16 protein-coding genes are annotated in these 21,637 nt (G+C 67.3%); 13 read left to right on the forward strand and 3 right to left on the reverse strand.

Features of this window, described 5'->3' with window-relative positions; genetic code table 11:
• Positions 1-23: 23 nt before the first annotated feature.
• The 7 genes from KDW55_RS13780 to fdhA all read left to right on the forward strand — a co-directional run bounded on the left by KDW55_RS13780 (position 24) and on the right by fdhA (position 8,949).
• Positions 24-593, forward strand: coding sequence for an isoprenylcysteine carboxylmethyltransferase family protein (locus tag KDW55_RS13780; RefSeq protein ID WP_040138616.1), 570 nt, complete (start codon positions 24-26; stop codon positions 591-593).
• Positions 594-610: 17 nt separating this feature from the next.
• On the forward strand, positions 611-1,894 hold the full coding sequence (locus tag KDW55_RS13785; protein WP_212160392.1) for a nucleotide disphospho-sugar-binding domain-containing protein: 1,284 nt from the start codon (positions 611-613) through the stop codon (positions 1,892-1,894).
• Positions 1,891-3,480 (forward strand): DHA2 family efflux MFS transporter permease subunit, encoded by a 1,590-nt coding sequence (locus tag KDW55_RS13790; RefSeq protein WP_059544527.1) that lies wholly within the window; start codon positions 1,891-1,893, stop codon positions 3,478-3,480. The genes KDW55_RS13785 and KDW55_RS13790 overlap by 4 nt, the downstream gene beginning before the upstream one ends.
• Positions 3,481-3,491: 11 nt before the next feature.
• Complete coding sequence (locus KDW55_RS13795; RefSeq protein ID WP_040138613.1) at positions 3,492-4,430, forward strand: glycosyltransferase family 2 protein; 939 nt, start codon at positions 3,492-3,494, stop codon at positions 4,428-4,430.
• A gap of 8 nt (positions 4,431-4,438) precedes the next feature.
• Positions 4,439-6,265: an efflux transporter outer membrane subunit gene (locus KDW55_RS13800; RefSeq protein WP_212160391.1), complete on the forward strand. Its 1,827-nt coding sequence runs from the start codon at positions 4,439-4,441 to the stop codon at positions 6,263-6,265.
• Positions 6,265-7,455 carry an HlyD family efflux transporter periplasmic adaptor subunit gene (locus KDW55_RS13805; RefSeq protein ID WP_212160390.1) on the forward strand — a complete coding sequence of 397 codons (1,191 nt, stop codon included), beginning with the start codon at positions 6,265-6,267 and terminating at the stop codon, positions 7,453-7,455. The genes KDW55_RS13800 and KDW55_RS13805 overlap by 1 nt, the downstream gene beginning before the upstream one ends.
• A 297-nt stretch (positions 7,456-7,752) precedes the next feature.
• Positions 7,753-8,949, forward strand: coding sequence for a formaldehyde dehydrogenase, glutathione-independent (fdhA, locus tag KDW55_RS13810; RefSeq protein WP_151062825.1), 1,197 nt, complete (start codon positions 7,753-7,755; stop codon positions 8,947-8,949).
• Between the two features lie 154 nt (positions 8,950-9,103).
• Here the strand turns inward: fdhA and KDW55_RS13815 are convergent, their stop codons facing one another.
• Together KDW55_RS13815 and KDW55_RS13820 are read right to left on the reverse strand one after the other, a co-directional pair.
• Positions 9,104-9,931 carry an ATP-dependent serine protease gene (locus tag KDW55_RS13815; protein ID WP_212160388.1) on the reverse strand — a complete coding sequence of 276 codons (828 nt, stop codon included), beginning with the start codon at positions 9,929-9,931 and terminating at the stop codon, positions 9,104-9,106.
• An 8-nt stretch (positions 9,932-9,939) separates the two neighbouring features.
• Complete coding sequence (locus KDW55_RS13820; RefSeq protein ID WP_040138608.1) at positions 9,940-11,361, reverse strand: PLP-dependent aminotransferase family protein; 1,422 nt, start codon at positions 11,359-11,361, stop codon at positions 9,940-9,942.
• Positions 11,362-11,653: 292 nt separating this feature from the next.
• Here KDW55_RS13820 and KDW55_RS13825 point away from each other — a divergent pair, with 292 nt between their 5' ends.
• Entirely contained in the window at positions 11,654-13,066 is a 1,413-nt protein-coding gene (locus KDW55_RS13825) for a discoidin domain-containing protein (RefSeq protein ID WP_069243291.1), read from the forward strand.
• Between the two features lie 54 nt (positions 13,067-13,120).
• Here the strand turns inward: KDW55_RS13825 and KDW55_RS13830 are convergent, their stop codons facing one another.
• Positions 13,121-14,152, reverse strand: coding sequence for a GlxA family transcriptional regulator (locus tag KDW55_RS13830; RefSeq protein WP_040138606.1), 1,032 nt, complete (start codon positions 14,150-14,152; stop codon positions 13,121-13,123).
• A gap of 447 nt (positions 14,153-14,599) precedes the next feature.
• Between KDW55_RS13830 and KDW55_RS13835 the strand changes: the two genes are divergently transcribed.
• From KDW55_RS13835 to KDW55_RS13855, 5 genes are all read left to right on the forward strand, one after another.
• A complete protein-coding gene (locus KDW55_RS13835; RefSeq protein WP_069243290.1) occupies positions 14,600-15,874 on the forward strand; it encodes a serine hydroxymethyltransferase in 1,275 nt (424 codons plus the stop codon).
• Positions 15,875-15,916: 42 nt separating this feature from the next.
• Positions 15,917-16,888 (forward strand): dipeptidase, encoded by a 972-nt coding sequence (locus KDW55_RS13840; protein ID WP_040138604.1) that lies wholly within the window; start codon positions 15,917-15,919, stop codon positions 16,886-16,888.
• 139 nt (positions 16,889-17,027) lie between these two features.
• On the forward strand, positions 17,028-17,561 hold the full coding sequence (locus KDW55_RS13845) for a DUF5943 domain-containing protein (RefSeq protein ID WP_209825390.1): 534 nt from the start codon (positions 17,028-17,030) through the stop codon (positions 17,559-17,561).
• Positions 17,562-17,643: 82 nt separating this feature from the next.
• Complete coding sequence (locus KDW55_RS13850; protein WP_040138602.1) at positions 17,644-19,707, forward strand: NADH:flavin oxidoreductase; 2,064 nt, start codon at positions 17,644-17,646, stop codon at positions 19,705-19,707.
• 3 nt (positions 19,708-19,710) lie between these two features.
• The gene (locus tag KDW55_RS13855) at positions 19,711-21,636 is read left to right on the forward strand and encodes a (Fe-S)-binding protein (protein WP_212160386.1); all 1,926 of its coding nucleotides are present in this window, start codon (positions 19,711-19,713) and stop codon (positions 21,634-21,636) included.
• Position 21,637: the final 1 nt, after the last annotated feature.

Raw genomic sequence — 21,637 nt, forward strand, 5'->3', positions numbered from 1 at the left:
CATCCACACGAGGCAGGCCAGCCGTGAATATCGTTCAGACCATCGCCATCGTCGTTCCGTGGGCCGTGTGGCTCGCTTACTGGATCGCGACGTCGCAGGCCGTGAAGACGACCGTGCGCAAGGAGGCGTCGCGCTCGCGCACGCTGCAGTCGATTCCGCTGATCGTCGGCGGCGCGCTGATCGTCCTGCCCGATCCGTCGTGGCAGGCGCTCGCGCCCGACTGGCACCGCTTCGGGCTGCAGGCGCAATGCGGGCTCGCGGTGCTCGTTGCCGGGCTGCTGTTCTCGGTATGGGCACGGCTGCATCTCGGCACGAACTGGAGCGTATCCGTCACGCTGAAGGAAAACCACGAGCTCGTGCGCACCGGCCCGTACGGCCTCGTGCGCCATCCGATCTACACCGGTTGCCTGATCGCGCTCGTCGGCGCCGCGCTGATCGGGGGCGAATGGCGCGGTGCGTTCGGCGTGGCGCTCGTATTCGCGTCGCTCGCGTACAAGGTGCGCGTCGAGGAGAGCTGGCTTACCGGCTATTTCGGCGCGGCGTACACCCAGTATCGCCGCGAGGTCGCGGCGCTGATCCCCGGCTTCTACTGATTTCCGCGAGGCGCGCGATGGCGAAGGTGATCGTGACGGCGATCGGCTCGGCGGGCGACGTGCATCCGCTGCTCGGCGTCGCGCGCGCGCTCGCGACGCGCGGCCACGACGTCGTGTTCTGCACGCACCCGCCGTTCGAAGCGAGCGTGCGCCGCTGCGGCTTCGCGTTTGTGCCGGTCGGCACGGCGGCCGAGTACGACGCGGCGATGGCGAACCCGGCACTGTGGGATCCGCGCACGTCGTTTCGTACGCTGTGGCAGGTGATCGCGCCGGTGCTGCGCCCGCATTACGACGCGCTGCGCGCGCTGACCGATCGCGATACCGTGCTGGTCGGCACGCTGTGGGCGTTTTCCGCGCGCTTCATGCAAGAGCTGCATCGCACGCCATATGTGTCGGTGCAGGTGTCGCCGTCGACGCTGCTGTCCGCGCACGTGCCGCCTACACATCCGCGCCTCACGATTCCCGCGCGCTGGCCGCTGCCGGTGAAGGCGGCGTTGATGACGCTGATCGAGCGGCAGGTGCTGGACCGTGTGTGCGGGCCGGCGCTCAATGCGGTGCGGGATGAACTCGGGCTCGCACCTGCGCGGCGCGTGCTCGGTCGCTGGCTGCATTCGACCGACGGCGTGCTGTGCCTGTTTCCCGGCTGGTTCGCGCCCGCGCAGCGCGACTGGCCCGCGCATTGTGTGCAGAGCGGCTTTCCGCTGTTCAACGACGTCGCCACACCCGCAGACGATCCGGCGCTCGAGGCATTTCTGGCGGCCGGCGAGCCGCCCGTGGTGTTCACGGCCGGGTCGACGCTTATCGACCACGCTGCGTATGCGCGCGCGGTCGCGCACGCGACGCGTGCCGTCGGTGCACGCGGCATTTTGTTGAGCGCGCATGATGCGGCGCCGGGCGACGACCAACTGCTGGTGCGCCGTTTCGTGCCGATGCGCACGTTGCTGCCGCGGTGCCGCGCACTCGTGCATCACGGCGGAATCGGCACCGCGGCGCTCGCGTTCGAAGCCGGCATTCCGCAGGTCGTCACGCCGTTCGCGCACGATCAGTTCGACAACGCGCAGCGCGTCGCGGCGAGCGGCAGCGGGGTGCGCGTCGATGGTCCCGTCGACGGCGTGCGCATGGGCGAGGCGCTCGCGCGCGTGCTCGGCGAACCCGACTTCGCGCGCCATGCGCAGCGCGCGCGTGCGCTGATCCACGCCGCGCCGGACGGCTGCGAGGCGGCCGCCGACTTCATCGAGCGCTTCGCGCCGAAGCCGGGCCGCGTGCCGGCTTCGGGCGCTGTCGCGACGGCGGGCGCATGAGTACGGCGTCGTCGCCCCGACACGCGCCGGCCAGCGCCGGCGCGGGCGATTCGGTATCCGCCGCTGCGGCGCCCGTGCGCGGTGCGCGGCTCGCGCTGCTGACCTTCGCGCTGTCGCTCGCGACTTTCATCGAAGTGCTCGACTCGACCGTGACGAACGTCGCGGTGCCGGCGATCTCCGGCAGCCTCGGCGTATCGAACAGCCAGGGCACGTGGGTGATCAGCTCGTACTCGGTCGCGGCGGCGATAGCGGTGCCGCTGACCGGCTGGCTCGCACGGCGCGTCGGCGAACTGCGGCTGTTCGTCGGCGCGGTTCTGCTCTTTACGCTGACGTCGCTACTGTGCGGTCTCGCGCGCGACCTGCACGTGCTGGTCGTGTGCCGCGCGCTGCAGGGGCTGTGCTCGGGGCCGATGGTTCCGCTGTCGCAGACGATTCTGCTGCGCACGTTTCCGCCCGACAAGCGCACGGTCGCGCTCGCGCTGTGGGCGATGACGGTGCTGCTCGCGCCAATCTTCGGGCCGGTGGTCGGCGGCTGGATCGTCGACAGCTTCTCGTGGCCGTGGATCTTCCTGATCAATCTGCCGATCGGGTTGTTTTCGTTCGCGGTGTGCACGGCAATGCTGCGGCCCGACGCGCAGCGCGGCGCGGCCGGCCCCATCGACGTGCCTGGCATCGTGCTGCTCGTGATCGGCGTCGGCTCGCTGCAGGCGATGCTCGATCTCGGCCACGACAAGGGCTGGTTCGATTCGCCGTTGATCGTCACGCTCGCGGTGATCGCGGCGCTCGCGATCGTTTCGCTGTTGATCTGGGAGGCGGGCGAAGCGCATCCGGTCGTCGACCTGAGCCTGTTTCGCGACCGCACGTTCTCGTTCTGCGTGCTCATCATCTCGCTCGGGATGATGAGTTTCTCGGTGGTGGGCGTCGTGTTTCCGCTATGGATGCAGGCGGTGATGGGCTACAACGCGTTCCATGCGGGGCTCGCGACCGCATCGCTCGGCGTGCTCGCGCTCGTGTTCTCGATCCTCGTCGGCCTGCACGCGCACCGCTTCGATGCACGCGTGCTCGCGACGTTCGGCTTCGTCGTGTTCGCAGCCGTGCTCGCATGGGACGCGCACTTCACGCTGAAGATGACGTTTCTGCAGATCGCCGCGCCGGGGCTGATTCAGGGCATCGGGCTGCCGTGCTTCTTCATTCCGCTGACGGCCGCGACGCTGTCGCGCATTCCGGACGACCGGCTCGCCGCCGCGTCGAGCCTGTCGAATTTCCTGCGTACGCTGTCGGCCGCGTTCGGCACCGCGATGAGCGTGACGCTGTGGGACAACCGCGCGACTTATCACTACGACGTCGTGTCGCAGTCGGTCACGCATGCGTCGGCCAACACGCAGCGCTTCGTGCATACGCTGAACGCGATGGGCGTCGATGGCGCGCGCGAGCTGTCGACGCTGCACCACGTCGTGATGCAGCAGGCCTACATGATGGCGACGGGCGACATGTTCTGGATGGCGAGCATGACCTGCGTCGTGCTCGCCGCGATGATGTGGCTGACGCGGCCGAAGCGCGGCGCGGCGGCTTCGTTCGGACATTGAGGAGGAGCGGCATGACGACACTCGGCGCACTCGTGATCCTGTATCACCCGACCGACGCTCAGCTCGAGGCGCTCGCCGCGTGGCGGCATGCGTGCGACGCGCTGCTCGTCGTCGACAATACGCCGCGGCCCGATGGGCGCGTGCGCGAGTTGTGCGCACGCGACGGCATCGCGCTGCTGCATCACGGCAATCGTGGCGGAATCGCGGGCGCGTACAACGCGGGGCTGGCCGCGCTGTTCGGCAACGGCGTCGATGCCGTTGCGCTGTTCGATCAGGACTCGTCGGTGCCGCCGGGGTACTTCGCGACGATGCGCGGCGTCTGCGCGACGCGCGCGGCGCGCCCGTTCCTCGCCGGCCCGCGCATCTTCGACGAGAACGCGCAAAGCTTCCTGCCGGAGCTCGCGACGAACGGGATCGGCTTGCGCCGGCTGAACCTCGCGCCCGACGCGCCGCTGCAGCGCTGCGCGTTCCTGATCTCGTCGGGCTGCGTCGTGTCGCGCGCCGCATTCGACGTGCTCGGCCGCTTCGACGAGACGCTGTTCATCGATCACGTCGACACGGAGTACAGCTTCCGCGCGCTCGCGCGCAACGTGCCGCTCTATGTCGTGCCTTCGCTGGTGCTGTCGCACCGGATCGGCGCGAAGCAGCGTCACTCGTTTGGCCCTTTCGAAATGACGTCGATGAATCACTCGTGGCAACGGCGCTACTACAGCGCGCGCAACGCGGTGCAACTCGGGATCCAGTACGGGTTGCGTTTTCCGGTGGCGATCGTGCCGAATCTGCTGACCGTGTGGCAGGTCGTGCAGATCGCGCTCGTCGAGCGCGACAAGCGCGCCAAGCTTGCCGGCATCCTGTTCGGCATCGCGGACGGCCTGTTCGGACGGCTCGGCCCGCTCGAGCGGACGCGGCCGCGCCTTGCCGCGCGCGCGCAGCGCATTCAGCACGGGTGAGGGACGCGATGGAACGGGTCACGAAGGCGGCGCGCGCAGCGCAGGGCGGCTGGACGATCGTGGCGGCGGCAGCGCTGCTGACGCTCGGCGGGTGCGTGCCGTCGGGCTTTTTGCCGTCGCTGTCGCTGCGTGCTCCGGCCGGCGACGCGCTCGCGCAGACCGCCGGGCCGGGCGCGAACGGCGCGTGGCCCGCGCCCGACTGGGTCACGCAACTGCAGGATCCGCAACTCGACGAACTCGTCGCCGAGGCAGCGCAGAACAATCCGGATCTGCAGGTCGCGCAGGCGCGGCTGCGAATCGCGCAGGCGCAGCTTCAGCAGTTCGATTCGCTGACGGGATTGACCGGAACGGCGGGTGCGACGGTCAGCCGTGCGCGGATGCCGAAACCGGGCGACATCGCCGACGTGACGGCCGGCGGCTATCGCGTGCCGGTGGAGATTTTCGGCGATCCGGTCGTGTCGCCGTCGTCGGTGTTCGTCGGGTTGAACTACCAGCTCGACCTGTGGGGCAAGAACCGCGCGGCGACGAAGAGCCTGATGTCGCTGCGCGACGCGTCAGCAGTCGAGGCAGAGCAGGTGCGGCTCACGCTCGCGGTTGCGATCGTCACCGTGTATTGCCAGCTCGACCAGGCGTACGCGGTGCGCGACCTCCTGCAGCAGAAACTGAAGATCGGTCAGCGCGTGACGGCCGTACTACGCGAGCGCACTGCGCGCGGCCTGGACAATGCATACGACGCGAGCGATGCGTCGATCAAGCGCAGCCGCCTGCTCGCGCAGATCGCGCTGAACGACGAGCAGATCAGACTCGCGCAACTGCAGCTCGGCGTGCTGTCCGGCCGCGGCCCCGAGCGCGGACTGTCGCTGCAGCGGCCGCGCGTCGGCGCGTTCGCCGGCGGCGCGCTGCCCGCCAGGCTGCCGGCCGACCTGCTCGGCCGCCGACCCGATATCGTCGCCGCGCGGCTGCGCGTCGAGGCCGCGTTCGCGAATGCCGATTCGACACGCGCCCAGTTCTATCCGGACGTGAACCTCGTCGCGCTCGGCGGCGTGTTCGCGCTGACGCCCGCATCGCTGTTCTCGCGGGACTCGCTGGCTGGTTCGGTCGGCCCGGCAGTCTCGCTGCCGATTTTCGATCGCGGCCGGCTGAAGGCGAAGCTCGGTGCGGACGTCGCGCAGGCAGACGTTGCGATCGGGCTGTACAACAAGACCGTCGACGACGCGCTCGGGCAAGTCGCGCAGATCGTCACATCGCTGCAGACCGCGCAGACGCTGGTTGCGCAGCAACAGGACGCCGTGGCCGCCGCGCAGAAAATCGTGCAGATCGCGGCCGATCGCCATCGGCGCGGCGTGCTGATGCAGAAGGATGTCGATGTCGCGGACCTGACGCTGATCGACGAACGTGCGCAGCTGATCGCGTTGCTCGGCAAGCAGCGGACGCTGCGGGTCGGATTGATCGGCGCGCTGGGCGGCGGATTCGATGCGCGCGCAACGACTGCTGAGGCCGCTACGCCGGGTGCGCGTGCCGCGCAAAGCGCGCACAACGCGCGAGCGAAGCGTGGCGGGACGGCGAACGCCGTCGCCGGCGACGCGACGGACGCGGGCGCGCAAGCACGTCGAGCGGCCGTGTCGGGCAGCGCCGCCGCGGTGCGCATCGCACCGGCCGATCGTTCGGCTGCGGTCGTGATTCAGAGCGGCGGCGCGAACGTCGGCACGGTCGGTGCGAGCATCGACGCGAGCACGAGCAAACGCGCTGCAGCACCCGCTGTCGCCGCCGCCCCGCGGGCGTCCGCGATTCCCTCGTTTCAGCATGACCGCCTGATCGTTACGCAAAGCGACTGATGCACCACGACAATGTTCATACCGCCGCGCAGCCGGCCGCACTGACCGACCCGGCTCTCGATGCGCGCCGCGCGACGCGCCGCAAGCGCTTCATGGTTTTCTTTGCGCTCGTATTGTTGGCCGCCTTCGTCTGGATCGCGTTCTGGCTGCTGCACGACCGCTATTACGAAGACACCGACGACGCTTACGTCGCGGGCAGCGTCGTGCAAGTCGCCGCGCAGATCCCGGGCGCCGTTACCGACGTGCTGGTCGCCGACACACAGGCCGTGCGCGCCGGGCAGACGCTGGTGAAGCTCGACGATACGGAAGCGTCCGTCGCGTTCGCGCAGGCGAAGGCGCAGCTCGCGCAGGCGGTGCGACAGGTCGCGAACGCAAAGATCTCGAACGCGATGTACGTGGAGGCCGTGAATGCGCGCCAGGCCGACCTGTGGCTCGCGCAGCGCGCGCTTGCCGCGCGCTCGGGGGCATCGGTGGAGATTGTCGCGCCGGAGGAGCTCGCACGTGCGCGCGCGGCCGTGGCCGGCGCGCAGGCGAACCTCGCAGCCGCGCAGGCGCAGCTGGAAGCCGCGCGCGCGCTCGGCACGCGGCTTCCCGTCGACGAAAGCCCGGCAGTGGTGCAGGCGGCCGCGCAGTTCAAGCTCGCGTACCGGAACCTGAAGCGCACGACGATCGTTGCGCCGGTAGACGGGACGATCGGCCAGCGTTCGGTGCAGGTTGGCCAGCAGGTCGGGCCCGGCGTGCCGCTGATGTCGATCGTGCAACTGAACCGCCTGTGGATCGAAGCGAATTTCAAGGAAGGGCAGATTCGTCACATGCGTATCGGCCAGCCGGTCGACGTGGTGTCGGACCTGTACGGATCGCGCGTCGTCTATCGCGGTCGTGTGCAGGGATTTTCGGCCGGGACCGGCAGTGCATTCTCGATGCTGCCGTCGCAGAATGCGGCCGGCAACTGGATCAAGGTCGTGCAGCGCGTGCCGGTCGTGATTGCGGTCGACCCGCGTGACCTGGCCGCGCATCCGCTGCGGGTCGGCTTGTCGATGCGCGCGACGGTCGACACGCGCAACCGCGACGGACACGCGCTCGACAGCGAGCCGCCGACGCCGCCCGTCAGCACGCGCGTGCACGACGGCGTCGCGAGCGATGCGGAAGCGGCCGCTGCCGCGATCATCCGCGAGAATCAGGGCGGGTAATGCACGATCGGGCGGCGCGCCGCCCAGGTGCGCTCGGCCGTGCGACTCGACCGGCAGGCCGGACCAACCGCGCCGGGTCGTCCTCCGGCCGTGCGTTCCGGACCGCCGTGCCCCGCGTGCCGGCTCCCGCCCCGACTTTCGCATTTCCGCCATCGATGTCGGCGCCGTTCAAACGCATGTCGGGTTTGAGACATCGGCGCCCCCGTCTCCGGGACTACTCTCGAACAGCACGTTGCGTGCGTGTCCGCATCCGCCGCCGCATCGCGACGCCATCCAACGAGACATGGAGACAATACGATGAGCAGCAATCGAGGTGTCGTCTATCTTGGGCCGGGCAAGGTCGAAGTTCAGAAGATCGATTATCCGAAGATGGTCGACCCGACCGGCCGCGCGATCGGCCACGGCGTGATCCTGAAAGTCGTCAGCACGAACATCTGCGGGTCCGACCAGCACATGGTGCGCGGCCGCACGACTGCGCCGATCGGCCTGGTGCTCGGTCACGAGATCACCGGCGAAGTGATCGAGGTGGGCCCGGACGTCGAGACGCTGAAAATCGGCGATCTCGTGTCGGTGCCGTTCAACGTCGCGTGCGGCCGCTGCGCGATGTGCAAGGACACGCATACGGGCGTCTGCCTGAACGTGAACCCGTCGCGTGCCGGCGGCGCGTACGGCTACGTCGACATGGGCGGCTGGATTGGCGGCCAGGCCGAGTACGTGCTCGTGCCGTATGCCGACTTCAACCTGCTGAAATTTCCGGACCGCGATCAGGCGATGGCGAAGATCCGCGACCTGACCTGCCTGTCCGACATTCTGCCGACCGGTTATCACGGCGCGGTCAGTGCGGGCGTGAAGCCGGGCTCGACGGTCTATATCGCCGGCGCAGGCCCGGTCGGGATGGCGGCGGCCGCATCGGCGCGTCTGCTCGGCGCCGCGGTGACGATCGTCGGCGACATGAACGCGGAACGCCTCGCACATGCGCGTGCGATGGGCTTCGAGACGGTCGACCTGTCGAAGGACGCATCGCTCGGCGAGCAGATCGAACAGATCCTCGGCGTACCGGAGATCGACTGCGCGGTCGACTGCGTCGGCTTCGAGGCGCACGGCCACGGCTCGTCGGGCCACTCGGAGGAAGCGCCCGCAACGGTGCTGAACTCGCTGATGGAAATCACGCGGCCCGCCGGCGCGATCGGCATCCCGGGCCTGTACGTGACGGATGATCCGGGCGCGAAGGACAAGGCCGCGCAGCATGGCAGCCTCAGCATCCGCTTCGGCCTCGGCTGGGCGAAGTCGCACTCGTTCTTCACGGGCCAGACGCCGGTGCTGAAATACAACCGCAACCTGATGCAGGCGATCCTGTTCGACCGCCTGCCGATCGCGAAGATCGTCAACGTCGAAGTGATCTCGCTCGATCAGGCGCCCGAAGGCTACAAGAAGTTCGACGGCGGCGCGCCGCGTAAATTCGTGATCGATCCGCACGGGTTGCTCGCGGCCTGACGCACGAACGGCACGCAAGCAGCGGGCGGCGCCGGAAGCGGCGCCGCCCGCTTTTTGCTGTGGGCGCTGCGAAGCGACAGCGTGCGGCGTCGCTATCGATGAATCCCGATCGCGGCGTGCCGTTCAAGAAATGGAACCGGTGCACGCCGCGCGTTCAATGCCCGCGGTAGAGCTCGGCCATTTGCATCTCGGTAGCCACGGCGCGATGCTTGTGGCGAGCGTGCATGCTCACGCGGTGGATCGGATGCGGGCGGCGAGCGGCGCCTTTCCAGTCGGCGACGCGCATGCCGCTGCGTACGCTGTCCGGCCCGCGAACCTGTGGTGCATGTCGAGCGAGCGTCGTCGCCGCGCGCGCCGACGTGCGGGCAGCCGCGTGTCCGCTCGCGCGTGCGGGCGTGCCGGTATCGGCAAGGGGCGCCGCGGCGGCCACCTGTGCCGGCTCGCCCTCGGTTGCGCGCGCGGCGTCGGCCGGGGCGCGCAATGCAAGCACGGGTGGGGGCGCGACCGGCTGCGTCGGCGTTGCATCCGCCGCATGCGCACCGGCGTTGATCGTTGCCGCGTCCCGCGCACCCTGGCCTCGACAGACGGGGTCGGCTCGGCACATCCGGTCGAACGTCACGTAACCGCCGACCATCAGCACGAGCGTGAGGATGCTCAGCAGCGGCGCGCTGGATGCGCGCGGCCGCCGTTGCGCCGCGCCGCGCACCGCGGCCGCGACGCGCGACGACCAGGTCGGCGCGGGTTGCGGCGGGTGCGGCGCATGCATCGGGGGGGCCGGCTGCGTGTCGTAGCGCGCGTCGCCGAGTGGCGCGAACGGCCAGTTCCCCAGTCCGCAGACGGGGCACTGCTCGCGCGCGCGAAACGCCATGAAACCGCACTGCCGGCAGCGCTGGCTGACGGCGCCGCGCACGTCGGCACGCAAAGATAGCGCGCCGCGCAGCGTGTCGCGTGTGCGGACCTTCCGGTTGGGCATGACTCGCATGGTCGTTGCTACCTCGTTTGCTGTTGCCGCCGCGCGAGCGTACCGATGGTTCGCATCGCGTCCTCGACGGCAGGGGTCCACGGCCGGCCATAGTTCAGCCGGACATAACGGCGAAAGGCGCCCGTCACGGAAAAGATCGGGCCGGGCGCAACGCTCACGCCGTTCTCCATCGCTTCGTCGAACAATCGCATCGCATCGACGTGCGGCGGCAATTCCATCCAGAGGAAATAGCCGCCGCGCGGCGCATACACCTGGGTGTCGGACGGAAAATACGCGCGAACGGCCGCCAGCATCTGCGCCTGATGCGCGGCCAGATTGCGCCGCAGCCGGCGCAGAAAGCGGTCGTACGCGCCATTGCGCAGGTAACTCGAGATGGCCAGTTGTGCGGGCACGTCCGCCGCCGGCGCGCTCGCGTTCTTCACATGGCCGACCTGCTTCGCATAACGGCCGGCCGCCACCCACCCGACGCGGAAACCGGGCGCGAGACATTTCGAGAACGAGCCGCAATGAAGGACGAGCCCGTCGTCGTCGTACAGTTTCGCGGGGCGGGTGGGCGTCGGGCCGAAGTGCAGTTCGCCATACACGTCGTTCTCGATCAGCGGTATTTTTCGCGTCGCGAGCAGATCGACCAGCGCGTGCTTGCGCTCGTCGGGCAACGTCGCGCCGGTGGGATTGTGGAACGACGTCATGAACCAGCATGCGCGCACCGGATGCGTGTCGAGCGCGTCGGCGAGCGCGTCGAGATCGAGCCCGGTGCGCGGATCGACCGGGATTTCGATGGCCTTCAGGTGCAGCCGCTGCACCGTCTGCAGCACCGCGGGGAACGCCGGGCGTTCGATCGCGACGATGTCGCCCGGCCGCGTGAGCGCCTGCAGGCACAGCGTCAGCGCTTCGGCTGCGCCGGTCGTGATGACGATCTCGTCCATCGGCAACGACGCCCCCGCATTCAGGTAGCGCGATGCGATCTGGCGACGCAGCGCTTCGTGCCCCGGCGGCAGCCCGGCGAGCAGTTTCGCGCGGTCCATGTTGCGGGCCGCCGATGCCGCGAACCGCCACAGGCTGCTCATTGGAAACAGCGAGTAACTCGCGAACGTGGAACCGAGCGGCACGATGTCGTCGCGCTTGAGCGAGTCGGCCAGCTGGAACAGTGCACCGTCGTCGCCGGTTTGGGCCGCCCCCGGCTTGCGCGGCACGTCGTGATCTGCCCGCACGCGTTTGTCGTGAAGGTTCGAAACGAAATAACCGGAGCGTGCGCGCGCCGTGATCAATCCCTCGCTTTCCAGCGTGTAGTAAGCGCGAAACACGGTGGAAGGGCTGACACGGTACGCACGGCAAGCCGCGCGCACCGTGGGAATGCGCGCGCCAGCCGCGAGGTCGCCGCGCCGGATCGCGTCGGCAATCATCTGTGCGAGCTCCGCGTATCGCTTCATGCCTGCCCTCCGGCCCGCAGGCCGTCGCTGAAAAAAAGAGTAGCACGGCGTTCGTCGCGTTCAATCCCGCCCCCAATCGCCGCACCACCGATTGCTGATCCGCACGTTCCGGCGCCCGTCTGATCCTTTTCTTCAGACGACAGAACCGGCATCCTCCGCAAGTTTCATTCCCGACGTCCGACCGATATGGAATTTCACGCGGCCCGCTCCCCGGATCCGTGACCCCGCTCAGTGTGCGGGGACCTCGGCACGGCGTCCTCGACCCTCGTCAACCTACCCGGAAGTAACCAGCGTGAAATTGAAGTTCCTCGCCGTGACCATCGTGGCCGGCATTGCGGCCCATCTGTTCAGCAGCACCGCATCGGCAGCCTGCATCAGCAATCCTCCGACTCAGTCGAACGCGTCGTTCCCCGCCGCACTGACCGGCAAACTCGTCTATCACAGCTACGTCAAGTACGGCGACGGTACGAGCCAGCTGTTCCTGTACGATTTCTCCGCGCATACGCTCACGCAACTCAGCAAGAGCAGCTGGGGCATCACCGATCCGATGAACGGCGTGTTCAGCCCCGACGGCAAGTGGCTCGCATTCATGGGCATCAGCAACGGTGCGTGGAACGTGTTCATGCTGCAGCTCGGGGCGGGCACGGCGCCCGTCAACCTGACGCACAGCACCGGCGCGACGCGCAACGAGGATCCGAAGTTCAGCGCGGACGGCAAGACGCTCGTGTTCAAGCAGAACGGCGACGTGAAGCAGGGCACGCTGTCGTACACGAGTGCGGGGCCGGTATTCACGTCCGTCGTGAGCCTGACCAATGCGCCGGCCGGCGCCGAATACTCGATGCCGTTCCTCGCGCCGGACGCGAGCGCCGTGTACTACGCGACGGGCACCGGGTCGAACATGGGCCTGATGAAGCGCACGATCGCGACCGGCGCGACAGCGGTATTCGATCATCCTGCCGGGCTACAGACCTATTACCCGATCGTGCGCGCGGACGGCATGGTGTTCTACGCGCGCTGGAAGGACAGTGGCGGCGCCGACCAGATCTACGCGAAGACCGCCGATCCGGCATCGACGCCCAATGTGCTGCCGGTCAACGACTGCATGAGCAACAACTCGGATCCGGCGCCGGTGAGCGGCACGAACTACGTGTTCTTCTCGTCGACGACGGCGGGCGGCTATCAGCTCTACGTCGGCGACGTGACGACGGGCCAGCGCTGGAGCCTGTCGCAGTTCGGCGTGAATGCCGATTCGAACAAGGCGAAGCTTGGGTCGAATTACTACGGCGGCCCCGCGAGCGCGCAGCCGACCCTGCTGTCGCAAGGGCGTCCTGCTGCCGCATCGGCGAGCTACAACGCGACGCTCACGGCCGACAAGGCGTTCGACGGCAACACGACCAGCACGCGCTGGGATTCGCCAGAAGGCGCGGGCGTCGATCCGCAATGGATCTCCGTCGATCTCGGGGCGGTGAAGAAGATCAGCAGCGTCGACCTCTACTGGGATGCGGGCGCGCTCGTCTATCAGATCCAGACGTCGAACGACAATGTGAACTGGACGACGGTCTACTCGACGAACAACGGCGTGTCGTACGGTCACGTTACGCTGCCGAACCTGAACGCGCAGGGGCGCTACGTGCGGATGCTCGGGACCAAGCGGGCGACGCAGTGGGGATATTCGCTCGACGAAATGCAGGTGTGGGGATCGTAAGCGCAAATGAAAAGCGGCCGTGACGGCCGCTCTTCATATTCAATCACGCTCGCTTCACGCGTGGGCCATATGCGTCTGAAACGCCGGGGTCGGCGTCGGCGTCCCCGCGCCCTGCGCGAGCGGCGCGACCTGCTTGCGGCGTTCGCGCGTCGGTGCGACGCCGAACGCGTCGCGATAGCTCTTGCTGAAGTGGCACGCCGACTGGAAGCCGCACGCCATCGTGATGTGCATGATCGACATGTCGGTCTGCAGCAGCAGTTCGCGCGCGCGCCGTAGCCGCAGCGTCAGGTAGTAGTGCGTCGGCGTCATCCCGAGGTGCTCGCGGAACAGGCGCTGCAGCTGGCGCTGCGACATGTTCGCGAGCCGCGCGAGTTCCTCGCGCGACAGCGGCTCCTCGATGTTGTTCTCCATCAGCGAGATCACTTCGAACAGCGACTTGTTCGCGGAGCCGAGCCGCGCGACGAGCGGCATCCGTTGCTGCGCGCTGGTATCGCGCACGTGTTCGACGATGAACTGCTCGGCGATCTGCGTAACGCGTGCGGTGCCCACGCGCGCGGCGATCAGGTTCAGCATCATGTCGAGCGGCGCGACGCCGCCGGTGCACGTGATGCGGTCGCGATCGACCACGAACAGTTCCTTCAGGAAGCGCGTGTCCGGAAACTCTTCCTTCAGCGCCGACATGTTTTCCCAGTGAATCGCGCACGCGTAGCCCGCGAGCAGCCCCGACTTCGCGAGTGCATACGTGCCCGTGCACAGACTGCCGAGCGGAATGCCGGCGCGCGCGAAGCGGCGCAGCGTCGACAGATGGGCGGGCGTCGTCGCGCGCTGCACGTCCACGCCGCCGCATACGAATACGATATCCGGCTGCCCCGCGCACTCGGCCGGCCCCGTGTCGACCGTGAGCCCGTTGCTCGCCGTGACCGGGCCGCCTTCCGGGCTGATCACCGACCAGCGGTAGAGCGGCTGTCCGCTCAGGTAGTTCGCCATCCGAAGCACCTCGATCGCATTCGTGAACGCGATCATCGTGAAGTTCGGTAAAGGCATGAACGCGAAGTGAGACAGCGACGCTGTGCGGTCGGGCGACATGGGGAGCGTTCCTTGAATCTCTAATAGCTTTTGGCCCGAGGCACGGATCGGGCTGCCGTATTGTGTGAGCGAGCGCAACAAGCGTGCCATACGGCTAAACCCTAGCTCCATACGTTGTATGGACGTGCGGGCGATGTTGCGCTGCACCGTAAGCGGGCTGCGCTGCACTCCCGACGCGCAGCACAGGCACCGGCGAAGTGCCTGTCCATGGGCGGAACCGCGGCGGACGGTTTTCTTGGTCATCCGAAAAAGCACGACCGGTCACTTGTACAAAACGGACGCGCATGGCGGAAAAGGCAAAGAACGCGTCTAAATTCATCAATCCGCCGAAAATCCGAACGACAAGAATAGAGCCGTCGGCAGCCTTGCACTGGATGCACTGGAATCCAGGTACGGCGGGCCTCGAGCTTCGGTCTTACGCCCTTTATTCTTCGTCACGGACGCACTATGTCGAACACCCAGCCTTTCTTCTCGCAGCCCCTCGCCGAACGCGACGCGCCGGTGCGCAGCGCCATCCTGAAGGAACTCGAGCGTCAGCAGTCGCAGGTCGAACTGATCGCGTCGGAAAACATCGTGTCGCGCGCGGTGCTCGAGGCACAAGGCTCGGTGCTGACCAACAAGTATGCGGAAGGCTATCCGGGCAAGCGCTACTACGGCGGCTGCGAATTCGCGGACGAAGTCGAAGCGCTGGCGATCGAGCGCGTGAAGCAGATCTTCAACGCAGGCTATGCGAACGTGCAACCGCACTCGGGCGCGCAGGCGAACGGCTCGGTGATGCTCGCGCTGGCGAAGCCGGGCGACACGGTGCTCGGCATGTCGCTGGACGCCGGCGGCCACCTGACGCACGGCGCGAAGCCGGCGCTGTCGGGCAAGTGGTTCAACGCGGTGCAGTACGGCGTGAACCGCGACACGATGCGCATCGACTACGACCAGGTCGAGGAACTCGCGCACCAGCACAAGCCGAGCCTGATCATCGCGGGCTTCTCCGCATATCCGCGCGCGCTCGACTTCGCGCGCTTCCGTGCGATCGCGGACAGCGTCGGTGCGAAACTGATGGTCGACATGGCGCACATCGCCGGCGTGATCGCCGCGGGCCGCCATGCGAATCCGGTCGAGCATGCGCACGTCGTCACGTCGACCACGCACAAGACGCTGCGCGGCCCGCGCGGCGGCTTCGTGCTCACCAACGACGAGGAGATCGCGAAGAAGATCAACTCGGCCGTGTTCCCCGGCCTGCAGGGCGGCCCGCTGATGCACGTGATCGCCGGCAAGGCAGTCGCGTTCGGCGAAGTGCTGCACGCCGACTTCAAGACGTACATCGACAACGTGCTGGCGAACGCGCAGGCGCTCGGTGAAGTGCTGAAGGCGGGCGGCGTGGATCTCGTGACCGGCGGCACCGACAACCACCTGCTGCTGGTCGACCTGCGCCCGAAGGGGTTGAAGGGCGCGCCGGTCGAGCAGGCGCTGGAACGCGCGGGCATCACCTGCAACAAGAACGGCATTCCGTTCGACACCGAGAAGCCGACCGTCACGTCGGGCATCCGCCTCGGCACGCCGGCCGGCACGACGCGCGGCTTCGGCGTGGCCGAGTTCCGCGAGATCGGCCGCCTGATTCTCGAAGTATTCGACGCGCTGCGCGCGAATCCGGAAGGCGACCGCGCGACCGAACAGCGCGTGCGCCGCGAGATTTTCGCGCTCTGCGAGCGCTTCCCGATTTACTGATCGACGACCCACACACAGCAGAGACTGGAGCGAGAGGCAGATATGAGCACGCTGCATCAGGACAGCATCATCATCGACGGATTGAACATCTCGAAGTTCGAGAAGCCGGTGTTCGAGGACATGCGCCGCGGCGGCATCACGGCCGCGAACTGCACGGTGTCGGTGTGGGAGAACTTCACCAAGACCGTCGACAACATCGGCGTGATGAAGAAGAAGATCCGCGACAACAGCGAGCTGCTGACGCTGGTGCGCACGACCGACGACATCTTCCGCGCGAAGAAGGAAGGCAAGACAGGGATCATCCTCGGCTTCCAGAACGCGCACGCGTTCGAGGACAACCTCGGCTACATCGAGGCGTTCGCCGACATGGGCGTGCGCGTCGTGCAGCTCTGCTACAACACGCAGAACCTCGTCGGCACCGGTTGCTACGAGCGCGACGGCGGCCTGTCGGACTTCGGCCGCGAGGTGATCACCGAGATGAATCGCGTCGGCATCATGGTCGACCTGTCGCACGTGGGCGGCAACACGTCGTCGGAAGCGATCGCGTTCTCGAAGAAGCCGGTGTGCTACTCGCACTGCCTGCCGTCAGGTCTGAAGGAACACCCGCGCAACAAGAGCGACGCGCAGCTGAAGGAGATCGCCGACGCCGGCGGCTTCGTCGGCGTGACGATGTTCGCGCCGTTCCTGAAGCGCGGGATCGAAGCGAACATCGACGACTACATCGAGGCGATCGACTACGTCGTGAACCTGATTGGCGAGGACGCGGTCGGCATCGGCACGGACTTTACGCAGGACTATGCGAAGGAGTTTTTCGACATGCTCACGCACGACAAGGGCCGCTATCGCCAGCTGACGAACTTCGGCAAGGTGATCAACCCGGACGGCATCCGCACGATCGGCGAATTCCCGAACCTGACCGCGGCGATGGAACGCCACGGCTGGAAGGAGTCCCGCATCCGCAAGATCATGGGCGAGAACTGGGTGCGCGTGTTCAAGGACGTGTGGGGCGCATAAGCGCTCGACGGCCCTAACCGCCAACCGCCATTCAACACCAGAACAATCGGGACGTGCCGGCGCCTGTCGCACCGGCACGCGGACGATGTCGCGCCAGCGCCCGAGCCGCGCGGCCATTTTTCCTCACGGAGTCACCACGATGCAACCGCAACTTCCGATCGACGTCGATCCCGATACCGGCGTCTGGACCACCGACGCGCTGCCGATGCTGTACGTGCCGCGCCACTTCTTCACGAACAATCACGTCGCCGTCGAGGAAGCGCTGGGTGTCGAAGCGTATGCCGAGATCCTGTACAAGGCCGGCTACAAATCCGCGTATCACTGGTGCGACAAGGAAGCGAAACTGCACGGCCTCACCGGGATGGCCGTGTTCGAGCACTACCTGAAGCGCCTGTCGCAACGCGGCTGGGGCCTGTTCTCGATCATCGAGGCCGACCCGGCCGGCGCGCGCGCGAAGATCGAGCTGCGCCATTCGTCGTTCGTGCTCCAGCAGCCGGGCAAGGAAGGCAAGCTCTGCTACATGTTCGCGGGCTGGTTCGCCGGCGCGATGGACTGGGTCAACGACACGACGCCGGAAGGCAAGAACGCGCCGCGCGCGCAGTCGAAGGAAGTGCAGTGTGCGGCCGAGCACCACGACCACTGCGTCTTCGAAGTGTCGCCGATCGCGCACTGATGCGCTGACGTCGAGACACAGCAATACGGCAACACAACAACACCCGCAATACGAGACATTCGAACGCCAGAGGTCGCCTGCGATGCGTTATCCCCACCTGTTCAAACCCATGCAGCTGAACCAGCTGACGCTGCGCAACCGGATCGTCAGCACCGCGCATGCGGAGGTGTATGCCGAGCCGGGCGGCCTGCCGGGCGACCGCTACATCCGCTATTACGAAGAAAAGGCGAAGGGTGGCGTCGGCCTCGCGATCTGCGGCGGTTCGAGCCCCGTGTCGATCGACAGCCCGCAAGGCTGGTGGAAGTCGGTGAATCTGTCGAACGACAAGATCATCGACCCGCTCACGCGCCTGGCCGACACGATGCACAAGCACGGCGCGAAGATCATGATCCAGGCGACGCACATGGGCCGCCGCTCGTCGTTCCACGGCGAGCACTGGCCGCACCTGATGTCGCCGTCGGGCGTGCGCGAGCCGGTGCACCGGGGCAATGCGAAGATCATCGAGATCGAGGAAATCCGCCGCATCATCGGCGACTTCGCGGCAGCCGCGAAGCGCGTGAAAGCAGCCGGCATGGACGGCATCGAAATCTCCGCCGCGCACCAGCACCTGATCGACCAGTTCTGGAGCAAGCGGTCGAACCATCGCACCGACGAATGGGGCGGCAGCCTCGAGAACCGTCTGCGCTTTGGCATCGAAGTGCTGACGGCCGTGCGCGAAGCGGTCGGCAAGGACTTCTGCGTCGGCCTGCGCATGTGCGGCGACGAATTCCACGAGGACGGTCTCGATCATGAAGCACTGAAGGAAATCGCGCAGGCGATGTCGGAGACGGGCCTGATCGACTATCTGAGCGTGGTCGGATCGGGCGGCGACACGCACAACACGATCGCGAACTGCATGCCGCCGATGGCGCTTCCGCCGGAGCCGTTCGTGCACCTCGCGGCCGGCATCAAGTCGGTCGTGAAGATTCCGGTGATGCACGCGCAGAGCATCCGCGATGCGGGACAGGCGGAGCGCCTGCTCGCGAACGGGATGATCGATCTGGTCGGCATGACGCGCGCGCAGATCGCGGATCCGCACATGGTGATCAAGATCCGCGACGGCCGCGAAGACGAAATCAAGCAGTGCGTCGGCGCGAACTACTGCATCGACCGCCAGTACAACGGCCTCGACGTGCTGTGCATCCAGAACGCCGCGACGTCGCGCGAAGCGACGATGCCGCACATCATCGAGAAGTCGCGCGGCCCGAAGCGCAAGGTGGTCGTGGTCGGTGCGGGCCCCGCAGGGCTCGAGGCCGCGCGCGTCGCGAAGCTGCGCGGACACGACGTCGTGCTGTTCGAGAAGAACGCCGAAGTGGGCGGCCAGGTGATGATCGCCGCGAAGGCGCCGCAGCGCGAACAGATGTCGGGGATCATCCGCTGGTTCGACATGGAAACGAAGCGCCTCGGCGTCGACCGACGCCTCGGCGTCGCCGCCGACGAGAAGATGATCATGGCCGAGAAGCCGGACATCGTCGTGCTTGCCACCGGCGGGTCGAGCTTCACGTGGCAGGTGCCGGCGTGGGGCGTCGCCGAAGGATTGGCCGTCAGCTCGTGGGACATCCTGACCGGCAAGGTCGAGCCGAAGCAGAACGTGCTGCTGTTCGACGGCGTGAGCACGCATGCGGGTGCCGGCGTTGCCGATTTCATGGCGAGCCGCGGTTCGAAGGTCGAGGTGGTGACGCCGGACGTGAAGGTCGCCGACGATTGCGGCGGCACGACGTTCCCGATCTTCTACCGCCGCCTCTACGCGCTCGGCGTGATCCAGACGCCGAACACGATGCTCGACCGCGTATACGAGGAAGACGGCAAGAAAATCGCCGTGCTGCGCAACGAATACACGGAGGAACTGGAAGAGCGCGCGGTCGATCAGGTCGTGATCGAGAACGGTTCGTCGCCGAACGACGAGCTGTACTGGAAGCTCAAGCCGGAGTCGGTGAACCGCGGCCAGATCGATCCGCATACGCTGTTCGCGGCGCAGCCGCAGCCGTGCCTGTCGGAAGAACTGGGCAACGGCCGCTTCCTGCTGTTCCGTGTCGGCGACTGCATCTCGATGCATAACGTCCACGGTGCGATCTACGATTCGCTGCGTCTCGTCAAGGATTTCTAAAAAATGAACCCGGCTTTCCTCATTACCGCACTGCTGTGGCTGTCGGTGGCGGGGCTCGCGTTCGCGGTCGCGAAGCGCTCGTCCTACTGGCGTCTCGGGCGCGCGACGGCGCCGGGCTCGTTCGGCGTCGCGAACCTGTTCGCGATTCCGAAGCGCTACTTCGTCGACCTGCACCACGTCGTGGCTCGCGATCCCTACATCGCGAAGACCCACGTGGCGACCGCGGGCGGCGCGATCGCCGCGCTCGCACTGGTGTTCGTCAACTACGGCCTCGCGATCTATTCGCCGTGGCTCGACAAGCTGATCTTCCTCGCGGCGCTCGCGATGCTTGTCGGCGTGGTGTTCGTGTGGCGCCGCCGCGCGGCGAAGGACGTGCCGGCCCGGCTGTCGCGCGGCCCGTGGAACGCGCTGCCGTGGCTGCTCGGCTCGTTCGCGCTCGGCCTCGTGCTGTTCGTGGTGGTGCCGGCCGGCGCGATGTCGGGTGCGTTCGCGGTGCTCTGCGCGCTGCTGATCGGCGCCGGCGCATTCACGATGACCATCGGCGCCGCGAAGGGCGGCCCGATGAAGCACGCGATCGCCGGGTTGCTGCACCTCGCATTCCATCCGCGCCAGGAACGCTTCGCGGCGACCCGCGAATCGTTCACGGGCAACGGCACGGCCACGCCGCCGACCGCGCTCAAGCTGCCGGACATCGAGCACGAAGAATACGGCGTCGCGAAGCCCGTCGAATTCCGCTGGAATCAACTGCTGAGCTTCGACGCGTGCGTTCAGTGCGGCAAGTGCGAAGCCGCGTGTCCCGCATTCGCGTCGGGCCAGCCGCTGAATCCGAAGAAGCTGATCCAGGATCTCGTCGTCGGGATGGCGGGCGGCACCGATGCCGCGTATGCGGGCAGCCCGACGCCGGGCCTCGCGGTCGGCCAGCATCGCGGCGAGCCGAACGGCCCGATCGTGTCCGGCCTGATCGAGGAGCAGACACTGTGGTCGTGCACCACCTGCCGCGCGTGCGTGCAGGAGTGCCCGATGCTGATCGAGCACGTGGATGCGATCGTCGACATGCGCCGCAACCGCACGCTCGTGCACGGGACGGTGCCGGGCAAGGGACAGGAAGTGCTGGCGAACCTGCGCGAGACCGGCACGATGGGCGGCTACGACACGGCGGCGCGCTACGACTGGTCGGTCGACCTGAATGCACCGGTCGCGCAGCCGGGCAAACCGGTCGACGTGTTGATCGTCGCGGGTGAAGGCGCGTTCGACATGCGTTACCAGCGCACGCTGCGTGCGTTCGTGAAGGTGCTGAACAAGGCGGGCGTCGATTACGCGGTGCTGGGTGCGACCGAGACCGACACCGGCGACGTCGCACGCCGCCTCGGCGACGAAGCGACGTTCCAGCAGATGGCGAAGCGCCTGATCGGCACGCTCGGCTCGCTGTCGTACAAGCAAATCGTGACGGCGGACCCGCACGTGATGCACAGCCTGCGCAACGAATATCGCGCGTTGGGGCTGCGTGTGACGGTCAAGCATCACACGACGTACATGGCGGAACTGGCCGACAGCGGCAAGATCGCGCCGAAGGCGGTCGACGCGCTGCTCGAAAAACGTACCACGTATCACGATCCGTGCTATCTCGGCCGCTACAACGGCGAGACGGAATCGCCGCGCAAGCTGCTGAAGACGATCGGCATCCAGGTCGTCGAGATGGAGCGCAACGGCATGCGCGGCCGCTGCTGCGGCGGTGGCGGCGGTGCGCCGCTGACCGACATCCCGGGCAAGCAGCGTATTCCCGACATCCGCATCGCCGACGCGCGCGCGATCGGCGCGGACGTGGTCGCAGTCGGATGCCCGAACTGTACGGCGATGCTCGAAGGCGTCGTGGGCCCGCGCCCGGACGTGCTCGACGTGGCCGAACTCGTTGCCGCCTCGCTGGAGTGAA

The sequence above is a fragment of the Burkholderia sp. AU19243 genome, assembly GCF_018148075.1.
Classification (GTDB): Bacteria; Pseudomonadota; Gammaproteobacteria; order Burkholderiales; family Burkholderiaceae; genus Burkholderia; species Burkholderia latens_A.

Excerpts from the sequence above, each read along its gene's own strand:
- KDW55_RS13795 (WP_040138613.1), top strand. The coding sequence starts at position 3,492 with ATGACGACACTCGGCGCACTCGTGATCCTGTATCACCCGACCGACGCT.
- KDW55_RS13800 (WP_212160391.1), top strand. The coding sequence starts at position 4,439 with ATGGAACGGGTCACGAAGGCGGCGCGCGCAGCGCAGGGCGGCTGGACG.
- KDW55_RS13785 (WP_212160392.1), top strand. The coding sequence starts at position 611 with ATGGCGAAGGTGATCGTGACGGCGATCGGCTCGGCGGGCGACGTGCAT.
- KDW55_RS13850 (WP_040138602.1), top strand. The coding sequence starts at position 17,644 with ATGCGTTATCCCCACCTGTTCAAACCCATGCAGCTGAACCAGCTGACG.
- KDW55_RS13805 (WP_212160390.1), top strand. The coding sequence starts at position 6,265 with ATGCACCACGACAATGTTCATACCGCCGCGCAGCCGGCCGCACTGACC.
- fdhA (WP_151062825.1), top strand. The coding sequence starts at position 7,753 with ATGAGCAGCAATCGAGGTGTCGTCTATCTTGGGCCGGGCAAGGTCGAA.
- KDW55_RS13830 (WP_040138606.1), bottom strand. The coding sequence starts at position 14,152 with ATGTCGCCCGACCGCACAGCGTCGCTGTCTCACTTCGCGTTCATGCCT.
- KDW55_RS13815 (WP_212160388.1), bottom strand. The coding sequence starts at position 9,931 with ATGCGAGTCATGCCCAACCGGAAGGTCCGCACACGCGACACGCTGCGC.
- KDW55_RS13855 (WP_212160386.1), top strand. The coding sequence starts at position 19,711 with ATGAACCCGGCTTTCCTCATTACCGCACTGCTGTGGCTGTCGGTGGCG.
- KDW55_RS13790 (WP_059544527.1), top strand. The coding sequence starts at position 1,891 with ATGAGTACGGCGTCGTCGCCCCGACACGCGCCGGCCAGCGCCGGCGCG.
- KDW55_RS13820 (WP_040138608.1), bottom strand. The coding sequence starts at position 11,361 with ATGAAGCGATACGCGGAGCTCGCACAGATGATTGCCGACGCGATCCGG.
- KDW55_RS13845 (WP_209825390.1), top strand. The coding sequence starts at position 17,028 with ATGCAACCGCAACTTCCGATCGACGTCGATCCCGATACCGGCGTCTGG.
- KDW55_RS13835 (WP_069243290.1), top strand. The coding sequence starts at position 14,600 with ATGTCGAACACCCAGCCTTTCTTCTCGCAGCCCCTCGCCGAACGCGAC.
- KDW55_RS13840 (WP_040138604.1), top strand. The coding sequence starts at position 15,917 with ATGAGCACGCTGCATCAGGACAGCATCATCATCGACGGATTGAACATC.